Genomic DNA, 16,032 nt, shown 5'->3' on the forward strand with positions numbered 1-16,032 from the left:
AGGTTATGGAACTGAGGCAGCTGGAGTACTTCGTCGCGGTGGCCGAGGAGCGCAGTTTCACCCGTGCGGCCGAGCGGGTGCACATCAGCCAGTCGGGGGTCAGCGCCCAGATCCGGCAGCTCGAACGCGAGCTCGGCGCCGAGCTGTTCGACCGGTCGGCCCGGGTGGCCACACTCACCGTCGCGGGCAAGGCGGCGCTCGAGCACGCCCGCGCCGCGCTGGCCGCCGCCGGCGCGGTGGGCCAGGCGGTGGGCGAGGTGACCGACCTCATCCGCGGCACGCTGACGGTCGGCATGGTGCTCGGCTGCACGATCACGCCCCTGTTCGACGCGCTGGCCGCCTTCCGCCGGGCCCATCCGGGCGTGGAGCTGTCCCTGCTGGAGGACAACTCCGACAAGCTGGTCGAGGGCGTCCGTGGCGGGGCGCTCGACCTGGCGCTCATCGGCGCCGCGAACGGCGTCCCCGAGGGCCTGGAGTCGTTGACGATCGTCAGCGAGCGGCTGGTGGCGGCCGTCCCGCCGGAGCACCCGCTGGCCGGGCGCAGGCGGATCGCCCTGCGCGACCTGGGCGAGCATGCGATCGTGTGCATGCCGCGCGGCACGGGGCTGCGGGCGGTGTTCGACGAGGCGTGCGCGGCCCAGGGGCTGCGGCCGCCGATCGCGCTGCAGGCCGGCGCCGCCGACGCCATCGCCGGCCTGGCCGTGCGCGGCCTCGGGGTGGCGATTCTCAGCGAGTCGATGGCCGCGCTCCACCGCGACCGGCTCACCGTGCTGCTCATCGACGACGTGCGCACGCCCGCCCTGCTCGCCCTGGTCTGGCGGGAGGGCGGCGGCCCGGCGGTGCGGGCGCTGCTGCCGCACGCCCGCCGCGCGTTCTCCGGCGGCCCCGACGGCGCCCCCGGCGATCGTCAGGATGTCCTTGACACGGCACCTCGTCAAGGGAAGGCTGACAGCATGATGACACACAGACAGAGCATCCGGGAGACGGCGCCCGTCGAGCAGCTGGCGACGAGGTGTTCGTTCTGCGGCAAGCCGCACGAGGAGGCCAGGAAGGTCGTCGCCGGGCCCGGCGTCTACATCTGCGACGTCTGCATCGACCTGAGCCAGCAGATCGTCCAGGCCGAGCTCCGCAGGGAGGGCGAGCCCGCGCCGGCCGGCGACGGCGGGTCGCGCGTCCACTGGGGCCCCGCCCCTGACGACAAGTACGTGTCCGGCATGTCCGACGAGGACGTGCTGGCCTCCCTGCCCCGCCAGGCGCTCACCCTGGAGCAGGCCGAACGCGACCTGCGCGCCTGGGTGGGCATCCTGCGCGACCGCAACGTGACGTGGGCCAGGATCGGCGAGGCTCTCGGCATCACCCGCCAGGCGGCGTGGGACCGGTTCGCCGTGCACGTCGAATTGCGGTGACGGCCCCAAAACTGCAATCCACTTCATTTTTGCAGTAAAGTCCTGCCATGACCGAAGGGCTTCGCGAGCGCAAGAAGCGCAAGACCCGCCGGCACCTCTCCGACGTGGCGATCGGGCTGTTCGTCGAGCGCGGCTTCGACCAGGTCACGATCGCCGAGATCGCCGCGGCGGCGGAGGTGTCGGTGAACACGCTCTACAACTACTTCACCGCCAAGGAAGATCTCGTGCTGCCGCCCGAGGAGGCCTCGCCGCAGCGGCTCGCCGACATCGTGCGCGAGCGCGCGCCGGGCGTGTCGGCGGCGCGGGCGGTGCTGGCCCGCCTGCGCGAGGAGGTGCGCGGCCGGGAGCGCAGCCTGGGGCTGACGGCCGGGTTCGGCCAGGTGCTGGAGATGATGCTGGCCGCTCCCACGCTGCGCGCGCGCCTGGAGGAGCTGGCCGGGCAGATGACCGACGCGCTCGCCGACGTGCTGGCCGAGGAGACGGGGGCCGAGCCGGGCGATCCGCTGCCGCGGGCCGTCGCCTGGCAGATCGGCGGCCTGCACTCGCTGGTGTACGCCGAGGTCGGCAGGCGGGTGGCCGCCGGGCAGGGGCCCGACGCCATCGCCGCGGCCGTGCTGGAGCTGCTGGACGTGACCGAGGGCCTGCTCGGCGAGCCCTTGCTGACCTATGCCGTACGGGAGGGCTGATCGTTGTTCCGGGTGACCATCCGCGGGAAGTTCGACGGGATCGACGACGAGGGGCGGGCCGCGGTGCTGGCGGCGCACGACATCGCGTTCACCGAGGCGGGCACGTTCACCCACGACGGCACCGTGTCGGCGTTCACCTTCCGCTGCCAGGTGCCCGCCGGGCCGGACGACGGTGAGCCCGAGGCCACCGGGCGGGCGGTCGCGGCGCTGGAGGCGTACGGGGTGCCGTACCGGGTGCTGCAGATCGCGGTGACGGACATGCGGGACATCAGGATCCGTCGCAAGGGTCGCCACTGATCCCACATCTGGGATATCGTCCCGAATATGGGACAGGATTTGGACGAGCGGCTGGCCGGGCGGCTGGCCGAGCTGCGGGTCGAGCGCGACTGGTCGCTCGACGAGCTGGCGCGGCGCGCCGGCATCAGCCGTTCGACGTTGTCCCGGCTGGAGCGCGGCGAGATCAGCCCCACCGCCGCCCTGCTCAACAAGCTCTGCGCGGTCTACGGGCGCACGATGTCGCGCCTGCTGGCCGAGGTGGAGCCGGAGCCTGCACAGGTGGTGCGGGCGGCGGCCCAGGCGGTGTGGCGGGACGAGAGCTCGGGCTTCGAGCGACGTTCGGTCTCGCCGCCGCATCCGGGGCTGCGCAGCGAGGTCGTCGAGGGGCGGCTGCGGCCGGGCGCCGACATCGCCTACGACGAGCCGCCGGTTCCGGGGCTCGAGCAGCACGTCTGGGTGCTGGAGGGCGTCGTGGAGATCACCGCCGACGGCCGCGTCCACCGGCTGGAGGCGGGCGACTGCCTGCGCTTCCGCCTGTGGGGGCGGTCGCGGTTCCGCTGCCCGGGGCCCTCGCCGGTCCGTTACGCCCTGCTCGTCGTCCTGCCGTGAGGAGCCCTTTCGTGCACACCGTCACCCGCATGTCCCCGCAGGAGTTCGCCGGCAGCGTCGAGGAGCTGGGCGTGCTGCTGGCCGACGCCGTCGACGGCGGCGCCTCGGTCGGCTTCCTCAAGCCGTTCGGCCCGGAGGAGGCCGCGGCCTGGTGGCGGGGACAGGCGGCGGCGGTGGCCGAGGGCGGCATGGCGGTGTGGGCCTGCCGCGACGCCGGCGGCTTCCTGGCCGGCACGGTCAGCCTGGTGCTGGCCCGCAAGCCCAACTCGCGGCACCGGGCCGAGCTGGTCAAGCTGCTGGTGCACCGCCAGGCGCGCGGGCGCGGCCTGTCCCGCCTGCTGCTGGCCGCCGCCGAGGAGGGCGCCGTCGCGGCCGGGGCCGGCCTGCTGGTGCTCGACACCGAGACCGGCAGCGCCGCCGAGCACGTCTACCGCACCGGCGGCTGGACCCGCTACGGCGTCGTGCCCGGCTACGCCGGCGCCCCCGACGGCACCCTGCTCGACTGCAGCTTCTTCTACAAGCGCCTCACGGCCGGCGCGTGAGCCGGTCGGGGCCCCGGCGGGCGGCTCCCGGCGGGGGCCCGCCTAGAATGAGCTTCGGATCTTCATCGGGGGGTTGACGTGCCGTCCTGGGCAGAGCAGGCGATCTTCTGGCACGTCTACCCGCTGGGCTTCCTGGGCGCCGAGCGGGCCGCCGTGCCGCGGGTCACCCACCGGCTCGCGGGCCTGACGCCGTGGCTCGACCACGCCGCCGCGCTGGGCGCCGACGGGCTGCAGCTCGGCCCGATCTTCGCTGCCGAGACCCACGGCTACGACACCCTCGACCACTTCCGCATCGATCCGCGGCTGGGCGACGACGGCGACTTCGACGCGCTGGTGTCGGCCGCGCACGAGCGCGGGCTGCGGGTGCTCCTCGACGGCGTCTTCAACCACGTGGGCCAGGGCTTCCCGCGCTTCCAGCAGGCCCTGCGCGAGGGGCCGGGCTCGGCGGCCGCGCGCTGGTTCCGGCTGCGCTGGCCCGCCGGCGGCGGCGCTCCGGCGCACGACGACTTCGAGGGGCACCAGTCGCTGGTCGCGCTCGACCACGCCGAGCCGGCCGTCGCCGAGCACGTCGCGGCGGTGATGGCCCACTGGCTCGACCGCGGCGCCGACGGCTGGCGGCTGGACGCCGCCTACGCCGTGCCGTCGCAGTTCTGGGCGCGGGTGCTGCCCGAGGTGCGCCGCGGGCGGCCGGAGGCGTACGTGGTGGGGGAGGTGATCCACGGCGACTACGCCGCGTTCGTGGCCGAGACCGGCGTGGACGCGGTCACCCAGTACGAGCTGTGGAAGGCGATCTGGAGCTCGCTCAACGACCGCAACGCCTTCGAGCTGGCCTGGGCGCTCAAGCGCCACACCGCCTTCGTCGAGTCCTTCGTGCCGATGACGTTCGTCGGCAACCACGACGTCACCCGCCTGGCCAGCCGCCTGGCCGACGAGCGCCACCTGCCGCACGCCCTGGCCGTGCTGATGACGGTCGCCGGCACGCCCTCGCTGTACGCCGGCGACGAGTACGCCCTGCGCGGCGTCAAGGAGGAGCGCGAGGGCGGCGACGACGCCGTGCGCCCGGCCTTCCCCGCCTCCCCGCTGGAGATGCCGCCGGCCGGTCTGCCGGTGCTCGACCTGCACCGGCGGCTCGTGGCGCTGCGCCGCCGGCACCGGTGGCTGGCCCGCGCGCACACCACCGACCTGGTCCTGTCCAACCAGCTCTACGCCTACGAGAGCCGCTCCGGCGGCCACGCGCTGGCCGTCGCGCTGAGCACCTCCGACGAGCCGTCGCAGGTCAGCCTGCCCTTCTCCGGGAGCCTGGCCGCCGGCGACGGCGTCCTGGACGGCTCGTCGCTGACCCTGCCCCCGCACGGCTGGGCCGTCGTCGAGCCCTGAACAGGGCGACCTACCTGTAATCACTACGAACAGTAGCGTTGTGGCAACGTTCCGCTACAACTTCCTCGGGGCATCACTATCGCGACAAAGCCGACGCGCTCGCCGACAGGGCGAGGCAGCCTGCCGAAGCGGGCCCGTCGTGCGTCCCCCGCGAGAGGAATGCCTTCTCATGCCCATGACCCGGCTCCCCCCTGTCCTGTGCGCCGCCGCGCTGGCGGCCGCCACCCTCACCGCCCCCGCGCACGCGGCCGGCCCCACCACGGACGCCGCCGCCTGCATCCGGCACCTGGCCAGGAACCACACCTACAAGGACGGCTCCCGCACCTACACCACCGACGGCGCCGGACGGCCCGCGCGGGCCCTGGCCCCGCACCTGGCCAGGAAGGCGGCCGCGCGCAGCGGGTGCGAGGCCACCGTCGGCAACTGGGGCGGCAGCGGCGACTGGCAGGGCGGCCATCTCATCGCCTCCTCCTTCTCCGGGGCCAGCCTGCGCTACAACCTGGTCCCCATGCGCGGCCGGCAGATCAACCAGGGCCTGATGCTGCGCGTCGAGAACGGCGCCCGCGCCTGCCTGGAGGCCAAGGGCGGCGCGGTGGCCGACTACCGCGTCGAGGTGCACTATCCCGACGGCACGACGGTGATCCCCGACCGCATCCACGTCTCCATGGCGGCGACGATCTCCGGGGTGTCCCGGCGGGTCACGGTGACCTTCCCGAACGCCACCCTGTCGGCCCGCGAGCTGGACTCCTGGCACACGAAGATCACCAACGCGTTCCGGACGGCGCACTGCATGAGCGCCTCTGACAAGGCGTAGCCACCGGTGTTGTGGGAACCCTGCATGCGGGATCGACCCGTTCTGGTGTGGGATCGTCCTCATGACGAACGCAGGAAGACGGCGGCGGTTCCCCACCGGTGACCTGGCCAGGATCGCGGTGTTCGCCGCGCTGATCGCGGTGCTGGGCGCGCCGGGCGCGGTCAATGTCCTCGGCAACGCGGTGCCGATCACTCTCCAGACGCTCGGCGTCATGCTGGCCGGGGCCATCCTCGGCAGCCGGCGGGGGGCGCTGGCGGTGGTCGTGCTGCTGGTGCTGGTCGCGGCCGGGCTGCCGCTGCTGGCGGGCGGGCGCGGCGGGCTCGGCGTGTTCACCGCGGCCTCCGCCGGGTTCCTGCTCGGCTGGGTTCCGGGGGCCGCGGTCACCGGGCTGCTGGTGGAGCGGGCGGGCCGGACGCCGAGCGTGCTGCGGCTGCTGGTGGCGTGCGCGGTGGGCGGGATCGGGGTGGTCTACCTGGTCGGCGTTCCGGTGCAGGCGCTGGTCACCGGGCTGCCGCTGACCAAGGCGCTGGCGCTCAGCGCGGTATTCCTGCCGGGCGACGCGCTCAAGGCGGTGGTGGCCGCCCTGGTGGCCAGGGGCACGCAGCGCGCCTATCCCGACGCCGTTCCGGCCGTCCACCGCGAACGGGTGCGCTGATGCCGGTCGCCGAGCACGTCCTGCGGCACGCCGCCGACGGCCCTTCCCGGGTCGCGCTGCGCGGTCCGGGCGGCTCGCTGACCTACGGTGAGCTGGCCGGGCGCGTCCAGGGCGGGGCGCGGCATCTTCGCGGGCGCGGCGCGCTGGCCGCCATCGCCCTGCATGACCCGGTCGAGCTGCTGATCGCGGTGCTGGCGGCCGATCTGGCGGGGGTGACGCCGCTGGTCGGCGATCCGGCCTGGAGCGCGCAGCGGTGGGCGCGCGTGGCCGGGTCGGCCGGCGCGGACCTGCGGGTCGAGGAGCCGCTGCCGTCCGCGCCGGGCGCGCCGCTCGTGCCCGAGGCGCGTCCCGGCGACCGGGCGTGGGCGTGCTTCACCTCCGGCAGCACGGGCCGGCCGCGCGCGGTCGCGCGCACCCGCGCGTCCTGGACGCGGTCCTTCCCGCACCTGACCGAGCTGACCGGCATCGGGCCGGCCGACGTCGTCCTGGTGCCCGGCCCGCTGGTCTCCTCCCTGTACGCCTTCGCCGCCGTGCACACGCTGGCCGTGGGCGCGACGGCCGTGGTGCCGGGCGGGCGGCCCACGGCGGCGTCGCTGCGCGCGGCGACGGCGATCCACCTGGTGCCCCACCGGCTGCCCGAGGTGCTGGAGCAGGCTCCCCGCCTGCGGACGGCCGTCGTCGGCGGCGCGGCGCTGATCGGGCAGGCCCGGGAGCTGGCCGGGCGGGCGGGGGTGCGGGTGATGTCCTACTACGGCGCGACCGAGCTGTCGTTCGTGGCCTTCGACGCCGACGGGGGCGGGTTGCGGGCCTTTCCCGAGGTCGAGATCGAGGTCAGGGCCGAGCCGGGGCGCGCGCTGGGCGAGGTGTGGGCGCGCTCGCCGTGGCTGGCCGAAGGCTATCTGGGCGGCGCGCGGGGTCCGCTGCGCCGCGACGGCGCGGGCTGGATGACGGTCGGCGACCTGGCCGAGCCGTACCGGGCCGGGCAGGTGCTGCGGGTGCGCGGGCGCGGCGACGGCGCGATCCAGACCGGCGGCGCGACCGTGGTGCCCGAGGACGTCGAGGCGGTGTTGCGGAACGTGCCGGGGGTGGGGGACATCGTGGTGATCGGGTCGCCGCACCCGTCGCTCGGCTCGGTGGTGACCGCGGTGGTCGAGGGCGTCTCGCCGCCGCCGCGCGCGCTGCTGGAGGCCGTCGCGCGCAGCGGGCTGGACGTGGCGCAGCGGCCCCGGCGCTGGTACGCCGTCCCCGTCCTGCCGCGTACCGGGTCGGGCAAGCCGGCGCGCGGGCTGGTGGCCGACCGGCTGGCTGGCGGCGACCCCGAGCTGCGGCGGCTGGTCTGACGTGGGCGGACGACCCGTCGTCGTGGCGGCCCGCCGTACGCCGATCGGCACGGCCGGGCACGCCTTCAAGGACGTGACCGTCGACCGGCTGGCCGCTCCCGTGATCGAGGCGGTGGCCGCCGAGGCCGGCCGGTCGGTGGAGGACGTGGTGCTCGGCAACTGCATGGGCCCCGGCGGGAACGTGGCCCGGGTCTCGGCGCTGGCCGCCGGGCTCGGGCACGGCGTGCCCGGCCTGACCGTCGACCGGCAGTGCGGCAGCGGGCTGGCCGCGATCCTGGTGGCCGGGCAGGCGGTGGCCGCGGGGGAGATGGACCTGGTGATCGCCGGGGGAGCCGAGAGCGCCTCGACCGCGCCGCTGCGCACGCCGCGGGGCGCGGACCGTCCCTACGACCGGGCGCCCTTCGCCCCCGAGGGCCATCCCGACCCCGACATGGGCCCGGCCGCCGAAGCCCTGGCCGGCGCGTACGGCATCAGCCGCGACCGCCAGGACGACTACGCCCGCCTCAGCCACGCCAAGGCGCTGGCCGCCCGCGCGGCGGGCGCCTTCGACCAGGAGATCGTGCCGGTCGGCGGCCGGGCGGAGGACCAGCGTCCCAGGGCGTTGCGGGCGGCGTCGCTGGCCCGGTTGCCCGCGGCGTTCGTGCCGGGCGGTACAGTGACCGCCGGTAATTCCTCCCCGGTCAGCGACGGCGCGGCCGCCGTGGCGCTGGCGCCCGAGCGGGCCGGCCTGCCGGGGTTGCGGCTGTTGGCCGGGTCCGTCGTCGGCTGTGATCCGGCGCTGCCCGGGTGGGGGCCGGTGCCCGCGGTCCGCCGGGTGCTGGCACGTGCGGGGGTGGACATGGGACGGGTGGCTGCGGTGGAGATCGTGGAGGCGTTCGCGGCGCAGGTGCTGGCCGTCACCGACGCGCTCGGCCTCGACCCGCTGGAGGCCGACCGCGAGCGGGTGTGCGCCGGCGGCGGCGCGCTGGCGCTCGGCCATCCGTGGGGCGCGACCGGCGCGGTGGTGGTGACCAGGCTCTTCTCCAGGCTGGTGCGGGCCGGGGCGCCCGCGGGCACACTGGGGCTGGCGGCCGCGGCGGTGGGCGGCGGGCTGGGCGTGGCCGCGCTGTTCGAGGTGGTCGCGTGATCGAGTTCGCCGACGTGCACGTCCGGCTGGGCGCCCGCGACGTGCTGCGCGGCGTCACCGTGAGCCTGACCGAGCGCCGGGTGGGCGTGGTCGGCGCGAACGGCTCGGGCAAGAGCACGCTGGCCCGGCTGATCAACGGCTTGGCGGTGCCCACCTCGGGCGAGGTCACCGTGCTCGGCCTGGACACCCGCCGTCAGGCGGCGCGGATCAGGCGGCGGGTGGGGTTCCTGTTCACCGACCCCGACGCGCAGATCGTCATGCCGACCGTGGCCGAGGACGTCGCCTTCTCCTTGCGTCGCAAGGGCCTGCCGCGCGAGGAGGTCGAGCGCCGGGTGCACGAGGTGCTGGCCCGGCACGGCCTGGACGGGCACGCCGACCATCCCGCCCACCACCTGTCCGGCGGCCAGAAGCAGTTGCTGGCCCTGTGCGCGGTCATGGTGCTCGAACCCGACATCCTGGTCATGGACGAGCCCACGACGCTGCTCGACCTGCGCCATTCGCGGCAGGTGGCCGCGTTGTTGCGGGAGATGCCGCAGCAGGTGGTGGCGGTGACGCACGACCTGCCGCTGCTGGCCGGGTTCGACCGGGTGCTGGTGCTGGACGAGGGCCGGGTGGTCGCCGACGGCCCGCCGGCCGAGGCGATCGGCCACTACACCAGGCTGATGGCGTGAACGGGCTCACCGGCGCGTACGTGCCGGGCGGCTCGTGGCTGCACCGGCTGCCGCCGGGGGTCAAGCTGGCGGGGCTGGCGGTGTCGTGCACGGCGCTGGTGTTGTTGCGGCCGCCGTTGGCGCTGGCGGGGGCGGCGCTCGTGGTGGCGGCGTCGTACGCGTCGGCGCGGGTGGGGGGACGGGCGGCGTGGGCGCAGGTGCGGCCGGTGCGCTGGTTCGCGGTCATGCTGTTCGTGCTGCAACTGGTGTTCGCGGATCTGGACGCGGCGGTGTCCTCGACGTTGCGGGTGGTGCTGGCCGTGGCGCTGGCGGGGCTGGTGACGCTCACCACGCGGACGGCCGACATGCTGGCGGCGCTGGAGCGCGTGCTGTCGCCGGTCAGGTTGGTGGGGCTGGACCCGTTCCGGCTGTCGTTGCTGCTCTCGCTCACCGTGCGCAGCGTGCCGGTGGTGGCGTCGCTGGCGGTGCGGATCAGGGAGGCGCAGCGGGCGCGGGGGGTCGAGCGCAGCGTGCGGGCCTTCGCGGTGCCGCTGGTGGTGGGCGCCCTGCGGCACGCGGACGCGCTGGGCGAGGCGTTGTCGGCCCGCGGGCTCGACGACTGACCCCCACTTCATCACAAAGCGGACATAAGGAAGTTACAACTTACACCTCCACTTTTGGTCAAATATAGCCTTCTTGCGTAAATAAACGACAAAACGGACGTCGATCGTTCGTTGCGCAAGGAGTCCTTCCCCCGTGCTGCCCACCAGAGCGCTGCTCGCCGCCTGCCTGCTGGCCCCCCTTCCCGTCGTCCTGCAGGGGACGGCGCACGCGGCCGCGTACTGCTCGATTCCCGACACGCCCGCCCTCACCGCCCAGGAGTCGGGGCCGCGCGAGGGCTACCTGGCCGGATTGGGCAGCGACGCCTTCGTGGACTGGGTCTACCCCAGCCCGCGCCCGGCGGCCAAGGAGCCGACGGCGGCCCAGCGCCGCGACTACGCCGGCTTCCCCAACCTCACCGCGATCGACGTGGTCAGGCCCGACGGCACGCCCGGCCAGAAGCTGATCGCCACCTGGTCCACCAACGTGGACGCGGTCATGGCCCAGACCAGCGGCATGGCCGTCTCCGACGACGGCGGCCTGACCTTCGGCCCGGCGCGCAGCACGCCGCTGCGCGAGGCGCCGGTGCAGTTGCACGACGGCCGCCTGTTCGGCACCGCCTACTACCTGTCAAAGGTCGACGCCCACACCAACGAGCTGGACGTGCACACCTCCACCGACCTCGGCCAGACCTGGGACACCGCCAAGGCCACCTTCACCAGCCCCGACGAGCTGGTCGGCGGCGGCGTGGCGCACGGCGTGCCGATCCAGCTGGCCGACGGGACCGTCCTGGTGACCGTCTACGCCCGCTACACCGCCACCGGCGGCAAGAACCAGGCCGAGCTGTACGCCAGCGCCGACGGCGGCCGGACCTTCGCCCGCCGCGGCGTCATCGCCCGCCCGGCCGGCGAGGCGACGTACAACGAGACGGCCGTCGAGCAGACCGCCGACGGCAGCCTGCTGGCGGTCCTGCGCAAGGACGGCGGCACCTACTCCACGCTGGCCTGGAGCCGTTCCACCGACGAGGGCCGCACCTGGTCGGCGGTGCGCGACCTGCAGCTGTCCGGCCAGAGCTGCACGGTGCGCGGCGTGGCCCCGCGCCTGCTGCTCATGCCCAACGGCGTGCTGGTGCTCAGCGCGGGCCGTCCGGACGACTGGCTGGCGATCTCCCCCGACGGCCGCGGCGACTCCTGGACGCAGCAGCGCGTGACCTACCACAACCGCGACGGCGTCTACGACACGCACGGCTCGTCCGGGTACACGGCGCTGGCCGCCGTCGGCGCCAACCGGCTGGTCCAGCTGTTCGACAACTGCAAGCTGCCCGGCGTCAAGGCCGACGGCACGCTGAACGAGACCGCCTGCCCGGCGAGCGGCAGGTTCGAGAACGGCGGCTGGTACGCCGTCAAGCGCCGCCACCTGGACGTCCTGGCCCCCGGCGCGGGCCGGATCGACCTGGCCGCCAAGCAGCGCGCCGGCGAGCTGACCGTCGAGACCAACATGACCTGGGCCGACGCCCGGCGGCCCCGGGTGCGCCCCGACGGCGCCTTCGACGGCAGCACCGCGTACTGGTCCAGCGCCGTCTCCCAGGGCCCCGGCGAGTACGTCCTGCACCTGGACCGCGAGCAGACCTTCAACCGGATCGGCCTCAGCCTGCGCCCGGGGCACCCGGCCTCGGCCGACGTCTACGTCTCCAAGGACGGCGCGGACTGGGGCCGCCCGGTGGCCACGGTCACCGGCCGCACCGACTACGCGCTGCGCCACCAGCCGGTGAACGCCACCGGCCGGCACGTCAAGATCGTCGTCGAGGCCACGCCGGGCTGCGACGCCGAGATCGGCCCGAGCTGCGCGATGCTCAACGAGGTCGAGCTCTACTCCACGACCGACACCTTCGACAACGACCCGATCTGGCTGCGCCCGCGCGGCTACCAGAGCCTGTCGGCGGCGTGGGTGTCGCCGTACGAGGTGGGCGCCGACCGGGCGCTGACGTTGTCCGACAAGTCCACCACCCTGATGGCCAAGGCGGCCCGCACCACGACCGCGAGCGCGCGCAAGACCCTGGAGTTCCGCTACAAGCCGGTCAGCGTGACCAACTCCTTCCTGTTCACCGTGACCAGCGGGACGACGTCGGCCTACCACCTGAGCATCAGCAGGGCCGGCGCGGTCAGCCGCTACGACGCCGCCGCCAAGAAGTGGACGACCCTGGCCCCCGCCGGGACGGTCGGCGAGGGCTGGACCAGGATCCGGCTGGAGGCCACCACCTCCTCCGCCACCCTGTACGCCGGTGACCGGCAGCTCGCCACGCTGCCCCGCACGGCCGCCGTGACCTCGATGGACGGCTACGCCTTCAGCAGCGCGGGCACCGCTCCGACCGGCGACGAGGCGCTGTTCGACGACGTGCGGTTCGAGGACCGCTGACCTCGCGCGGCGGCGCGGGAGCGTGCCCGCGCCGCCACCGTGGCCTGCCTTGCGCCGCCTCGACGGGCCGTGCCTATGATCGCGCCATGCCTCCCCTGACGCTTCCCCGCCAGCACGCCCGCACGGCTCGCTTCACCTACGGCGTCCCGCGGAACTTCACGATCTCCCCGGACGGCGCGCGGGTGATCTTCCTGCGGTCGTCGTCGGGCGAGGACCCGGTGCACCGGCTGTGGTCGTTCACCGTGGCGACGGGGGAGGAGCGCCTGCTGGCCGAGCCGGGCGCGCCCGTGCCCGGCGCGCGGCTGTCGGAGGCCGAGCGCGCCCGCCGGGAGCGCACCCGTGAGCACGCCCGCGGCATCGTGGACTACGCCACCGACGCGGCCGTGACCAAGGCCGTCTACGCGGCGGACGGCGCGCTGCACACCGTCGACCTGCTGACCGGCGAGGTGGCCGCGCTCGGCCTGACCGGCTCCGACCCGCGGCTGGACCCCACCGGCGAGCACGTCGCGTTCGTCTCCGGCGGGGCGCTGCACGTCGGGGAGCGGCCGCTGCTGGTCCCCGACGGCACCGACGTGACGTGGGGGCTGCCCGAGCACGTGGCGGGCGAGTCGATGGGCCGTCACCGCGGCTACTGGTGGGCGCCCGACGGCACCCGGCTGCTGGCCGCCCGGGTGGACAACGCCGCGGTGCAGAAGTGGTGCCTGGCCGAGCCGGCCGAGCCGGGCCGGCCGCCGCGGACCATGGCCTACCCGCCGGCCGGCACGGCCAACGCCGACGTGTCGTTGTGGCTGGTCACGCTGGAGGGCCGGCGCACCCGGGTGGTGTGGGACCGGGCGGCCTTCGAGTACGTGGCGGCGGTGTCGTGGACCGTCCAGGGCCTGCTGGTGCTGGTGCAGAGCCGCGACCAGCGCACGACCCGCGTGCTGGAGGTCGATCCGGCCACCGGGGCGACCACGCCGGTGCGCGAGGACACCGACGACGCCTGGCTGGAGCTGGTGCCCGGCGTGCCGTCGCGCACGGCCGCGGGCGAGCTGGTCTGGACGGTCGACCGCGACGACACCCGCCGCCTGATGGTGGGCCGGGACGTGGTGACCCCGCCCGGCCTGCAGGTGCTGGCGGTGCTGGCCGTCGACGGCGACACCGTGCTCCTCCACTGCTGCGAGGAGCCCACCGAACGGCACCTGTGGACCTGGTCCAGGGCCGAGGGCCTGGTCAGGGTGACCGCCGAGCCCGGCGTGCACACCGGCACGCGGGCGGGCGGGGCGACGGTCGTGGTGCGCCGCTCCCTGGAGGAGCACGGGGTGCGGGTGAGCGTGGGCGGCCGGACGATCGCCTCCCACGGCGCGGTCCCGGTGCTGCGGCCGCGGGTGGAGCTGGTGTCGCTGGGCAAGCGCGACCTGCGCACGGCGATCCTGTTCCCCTCGGGGCACGTGCCGGGGTCGGGGCGGTTGCCGGTGTTGTTGTCGCCTTATGGGGGGCCGATGGGGGCGCGGGTGCTGCGCGGCCTGGACGGCTTCGCGATCGAGCAGTGGTTCGCCGAGCAGGGCTTCGCCGTGCTGGTGACCGACGGCCGGGGCACGCCGGGCCGGGGGCCGGCCTGGGAGCGGGCGGTCCGGTTCGACAAGCTGAGCGCCGCGCTGGAGGACCAGGCCGACGCGCTGCAGGCCGCCGCCGCCCGCCATCCCGACCTGGACCTGGGCCGGGTGGCGATCCGCGGCTGGTCCTACGGCGGTTACCTGTCGGCGGCGGCGGTGCTGCGTCATCCCGGCGTCTTCCACGTGGCCGTGGCGGGCGCCCCGGTGACCGATCCGCGCCTGTACGACACCCATTGGCAGGAGCGCTACCTGGGTCATCCCGACGAGCATCCCGAGGCCTACGACCGCTGCTCGCTGCTGGCCGACGCGCCCGGTCTGAGCCGTCCGCTGATGCTGGTGCACGGCCTGGCCGACGACAACGTCTTCGCCGCCCACACGCTGCGCCTGTCGGCGGCGCTGCTGGCCGCGGGCCGTCCGCACACGGTGCTGCCGCTGAGCGGCGTGACGCACATGGCCCCCCAGGAGGACGTGGCCGAGAACCTGCTGCTGCTGGAGCTGGACTTCATCCGCCACCACCTATCTCAGGTTTGACTTATATAAGCTGATCCTGAAACACTGAGGTCGTGCACGCGTTCGACGTCCTCGGGGATCCGGTCCGCCGCCGGATCCTGGAGCTGCTGGCCGGCGGCGAGCAGAGCTCCGGCGAGGTCACCGCAGTCATCCAGCGAGAGTTCGGCGTCTCCCAGCCGGCGGTCTCCCAGCACCTGAAGGTGCTGCGCGACAACGGGTTCGCCAGCGTGCGGGCCGAGGGCACGCGACGGCTCTACGCCGTGGAGCCCGCGCCGCTGCGGGAGGTCGACCTCTGGCTCGACCGTTTCCGCGGCTTCTGGGACCAGCGCCTCGACGCGCTGGCCACCGAGCTGGCGCGGGGCAGAAGAAAGAAGCACGATGGACAGCCTTGACGAGATATCCCGGATCAGGCGCGAGCTGACCGACGGCGAGCGCAAGACCGTGACCCTGACCCGCCACTACGACGCGGAGGTGGCGGACGTCTGGGACGCCTGCACCGACGCTGACCGCATAGCCCGCTGGTTCATGCCGGTCTCCGGCGACCTGCGGCTGGGGGGCACGTACCAGCTGGAGGGCAACGCGGGCGGGGAGATCCTGGCCTGCGAGCCGCCCTCCTACCTCAGGGTGAGCTGGCTGTTCGGGCCCGACCCCGGTTTCTCCGAGGTCGAGGTGCGCCTGTCGGCCGAGGGCGGGGGCACCCGGTTCGAGCTGCGCCACACCGCCGAGGTGCCGCCGGAGATGTGGGGCCGGTTCGGGCCCGGGGCGGTCGGCGTGGGCTGGGACCTCGGGCTCCTGGGCCTGCGGCTGCATCTTTCCGGGCTGCCGCTGCCCGACAAGGCCGGCTTCGAGCTGACCGACGACGGCCGCCGTTACATCACGGCCAGCAGCCGGGCGTGGGGCGCGGCCTTCGCGGCGGCCGGGGCGCCACACGAGGCCGCCGCCGCCGCGGTCGCGGCCACCACGGCCTTCTACCTACCGACGGAGGACCAGTCATGAGCCAGAAAACCACCACGTTCCTGATGTTCCAGAACCGCGACGCCGAGGAGGCGATGAACTTCTACGTCTCGCTGTTCGAGGACTCCAAGGTGGTGGCCGTCTCCCACTACGGCCCGGAGGGGCCGGGGCCCGAGGGCACCGTCATGCACGCCACGTTCACCCTGGCCGGCCAGGAGTACATGTGCATCGACAGCAGTGAGCGGCACGCGTTCGGCTTCACCCCCTCGATGTCGATCTGGGTCGCGTGCGAGAGCGAGGAGGAGATCGACCGGCTCTACGCGGCGCTGGCGGAGGGCGGCCGGCCGCTGATGCCGATCGGCTCGTACGGCTTCAGCACCAGGTTCGGCTGGGTCAACGACCGGTTCGGCGTCTCCTGGCAGCTCAACCTGGCCTGAGGGCCGCTCCGGGCGGCGGAGGTCGGACCAGGCTCTGGCC

Annotated in this window: 17 protein-coding genes; all 17 read left to right on the forward strand. The window is 74.5% G+C overall.

Annotated elements, in window-relative coordinates:
- Positions 1 to 5: 5 nt before the first annotated feature.
- The 17 genes from ACFYYW_RS20595 (at position 6) to ACFYYW_RS20675 (ending at position 15,992) form a co-directional block, all read left to right on the forward strand.
- Positions 6 to 1,406, forward strand: coding sequence for a LysR substrate-binding domain-containing protein (locus ACFYYW_RS20595; RefSeq protein WP_387650623.1), 1,401 nt, complete (start codon positions 6 to 8; stop codon positions 1,404 to 1,406).
- A gap of 47 nt (positions 1,407 to 1,453) precedes the next feature.
- A complete protein-coding gene (locus tag ACFYYW_RS20600) occupies positions 1,454 to 2,092 on the forward strand; it encodes a TetR family transcriptional regulator (RefSeq protein WP_352330596.1) in 639 nt (212 codons plus the stop codon).
- A gap of 12 nt (positions 2,093 to 2,104) precedes the next feature.
- A complete protein-coding gene (locus tag ACFYYW_RS20605; RefSeq protein ID WP_387650625.1) occupies positions 2,105 to 2,389 on the forward strand; it encodes a DUF6204 family protein in 285 nt (94 codons plus the stop codon).
- Between the two features lie 27 nt (positions 2,390 to 2,416).
- On the forward strand, positions 2,417 to 2,977 hold the full coding sequence (locus ACFYYW_RS20610; protein WP_387650626.1) for a helix-turn-helix domain-containing protein: 561 nt from the start codon (positions 2,417 to 2,419) through the stop codon (positions 2,975 to 2,977).
- 11 nt (positions 2,978 to 2,988) lie between these two features.
- Entirely contained in the window at positions 2,989 to 3,519 is a 531-nt protein-coding gene (locus tag ACFYYW_RS20615) for a GNAT family N-acetyltransferase (protein WP_364390309.1), read from the forward strand.
- Between the two features lie 78 nt (positions 3,520 to 3,597).
- The gene (locus tag ACFYYW_RS20620) at positions 3,598 to 4,896 is read left to right on the forward strand and encodes an alpha-amylase family protein (RefSeq protein WP_387650629.1); all 1,299 of its coding nucleotides are present in this window, start codon (positions 3,598 to 3,600) and stop codon (positions 4,894 to 4,896) included.
- Positions 4,897 to 5,071: 175 nt separating this feature from the next.
- Entirely contained in the window at positions 5,072 to 5,710 is a 639-nt protein-coding gene (locus ACFYYW_RS20625) for a DNA/RNA non-specific endonuclease (RefSeq protein ID WP_387650630.1), read from the forward strand.
- A 61-nt stretch (positions 5,711 to 5,771) separates the two neighbouring features.
- Complete coding sequence (locus ACFYYW_RS20630) at positions 5,772 to 6,365, forward strand: biotin transporter BioY (protein ID WP_352330044.1); 594 nt, start codon at positions 5,772 to 5,774, stop codon at positions 6,363 to 6,365.
- Positions 6,365 to 7,705 (forward strand): class I adenylate-forming enzyme family protein, encoded by a 1,341-nt coding sequence (locus ACFYYW_RS20635; RefSeq protein WP_387650632.1) that lies wholly within the window; start codon positions 6,365 to 6,367, stop codon positions 7,703 to 7,705. Before ACFYYW_RS20630 ends, ACFYYW_RS20635 begins: the two co-directional genes overlap by 1 nt.
- Position 7,706: 1 nt before the next feature.
- Entirely contained in the window at positions 7,707 to 8,831 is a 1,125-nt protein-coding gene (locus ACFYYW_RS20640) for a thiolase family protein (RefSeq protein WP_387650633.1), read from the forward strand.
- Entirely contained in the window at positions 8,828 to 9,502 is a 675-nt protein-coding gene (locus ACFYYW_RS20645) for an energy-coupling factor ABC transporter ATP-binding protein (protein ID WP_387650635.1), read from the forward strand. Before ACFYYW_RS20640 ends, ACFYYW_RS20645 begins: the two co-directional genes overlap by 4 nt.
- Positions 9,499 to 10,104 carry an energy-coupling factor transporter transmembrane component T family protein gene (locus tag ACFYYW_RS20650; RefSeq protein ID WP_387650637.1) on the forward strand — a complete coding sequence of 202 codons (606 nt, stop codon included), beginning with the start codon at positions 9,499 to 9,501 and terminating at the stop codon, positions 10,102 to 10,104. Before ACFYYW_RS20645 ends, ACFYYW_RS20650 begins: the two co-directional genes overlap by 4 nt.
- Before the next feature lie 133 nt (positions 10,105 to 10,237).
- Complete coding sequence (locus ACFYYW_RS20655) at positions 10,238 to 12,496, forward strand: exo-alpha-sialidase (protein ID WP_387650639.1); 2,259 nt, start codon at positions 10,238 to 10,240, stop codon at positions 12,494 to 12,496.
- Positions 12,497 to 12,582: 86 nt separating this feature from the next.
- Complete coding sequence (locus ACFYYW_RS20660; RefSeq protein WP_387650641.1) at positions 12,583 to 14,622, forward strand: prolyl oligopeptidase family serine peptidase; 2,040 nt, start codon at positions 12,583 to 12,585, stop codon at positions 14,620 to 14,622.
- Between the two features lie 32 nt (positions 14,623 to 14,654).
- Positions 14,655 to 14,993 carry a metalloregulator ArsR/SmtB family transcription factor gene (locus ACFYYW_RS20665; RefSeq protein WP_352330870.1) on the forward strand — a complete coding sequence of 113 codons (339 nt, stop codon included), beginning with the start codon at positions 14,655 to 14,657 and terminating at the stop codon, positions 14,991 to 14,993.
- Positions 14,980 to 15,597, forward strand: a complete 618-nt coding sequence (locus ACFYYW_RS20670; RefSeq protein ID WP_387650643.1) for an SRPBCC family protein — start codon at positions 14,980 to 14,982, stop codon at positions 15,595 to 15,597. The genes ACFYYW_RS20665 and ACFYYW_RS20670 overlap by 14 nt, the downstream gene beginning before the upstream one ends.
- Positions 15,594 to 15,992 carry a VOC family protein gene (locus ACFYYW_RS20675; RefSeq protein WP_387650645.1) on the forward strand — a complete coding sequence of 133 codons (399 nt, stop codon included), beginning with the start codon at positions 15,594 to 15,596 and terminating at the stop codon, positions 15,990 to 15,992. The genes ACFYYW_RS20670 and ACFYYW_RS20675 overlap by 4 nt, the downstream gene beginning before the upstream one ends.
- The last annotated feature ends 40 nt before the right edge of the window (positions 15,993 to 16,032 follow it).

It is taken from the genome of Nonomuraea sp. NPDC001831, assembly GCF_042892035.1.
In the GTDB taxonomy this organism is placed as follows: Bacteria; Actinomycetota; Actinomycetes; order Streptosporangiales; family Streptosporangiaceae; genus Nonomuraea.

What these genes read in the sequence shown, in the direction of transcription:
- ACFYYW_RS20675 (WP_387650645.1), top strand. Translation starts at nt 15,594, where the DNA reads ATGAGCCAGAAAACCACCACGTTCCTGATGTTCCAGAACCGCGACGCC.
- ACFYYW_RS20595 (WP_387650623.1), top strand. Translation starts at nt 6, where the DNA reads ATGGAACTGAGGCAGCTGGAGTACTTCGTCGCGGTGGCCGAGGAGCGC.
- ACFYYW_RS20600 (WP_352330596.1), top strand. Translation starts at nt 1,454, where the DNA reads ATGACCGAAGGGCTTCGCGAGCGCAAGAAGCGCAAGACCCGCCGGCAC.
- ACFYYW_RS20660 (WP_387650641.1), top strand. Translation starts at nt 12,583, where the DNA reads ATGCCTCCCCTGACGCTTCCCCGCCAGCACGCCCGCACGGCTCGCTTC.
- ACFYYW_RS20670 (WP_387650643.1), top strand. Translation starts at nt 14,980, where the DNA reads ATGGACAGCCTTGACGAGATATCCCGGATCAGGCGCGAGCTGACCGAC.
- ACFYYW_RS20635 (WP_387650632.1), top strand. Translation starts at nt 6,365, where the DNA reads ATGCCGGTCGCCGAGCACGTCCTGCGGCACGCCGCCGACGGCCCTTCC.
- ACFYYW_RS20610 (WP_387650626.1), top strand. Translation starts at nt 2,417, where the DNA reads ATGGGACAGGATTTGGACGAGCGGCTGGCCGGGCGGCTGGCCGAGCTG.
- ACFYYW_RS20630 (WP_352330044.1), top strand. Translation starts at nt 5,772, where the DNA reads ATGACGAACGCAGGAAGACGGCGGCGGTTCCCCACCGGTGACCTGGCC.
- ACFYYW_RS20625 (WP_387650630.1), top strand. Translation starts at nt 5,072, where the DNA reads ATGACCCGGCTCCCCCCTGTCCTGTGCGCCGCCGCGCTGGCGGCCGCC.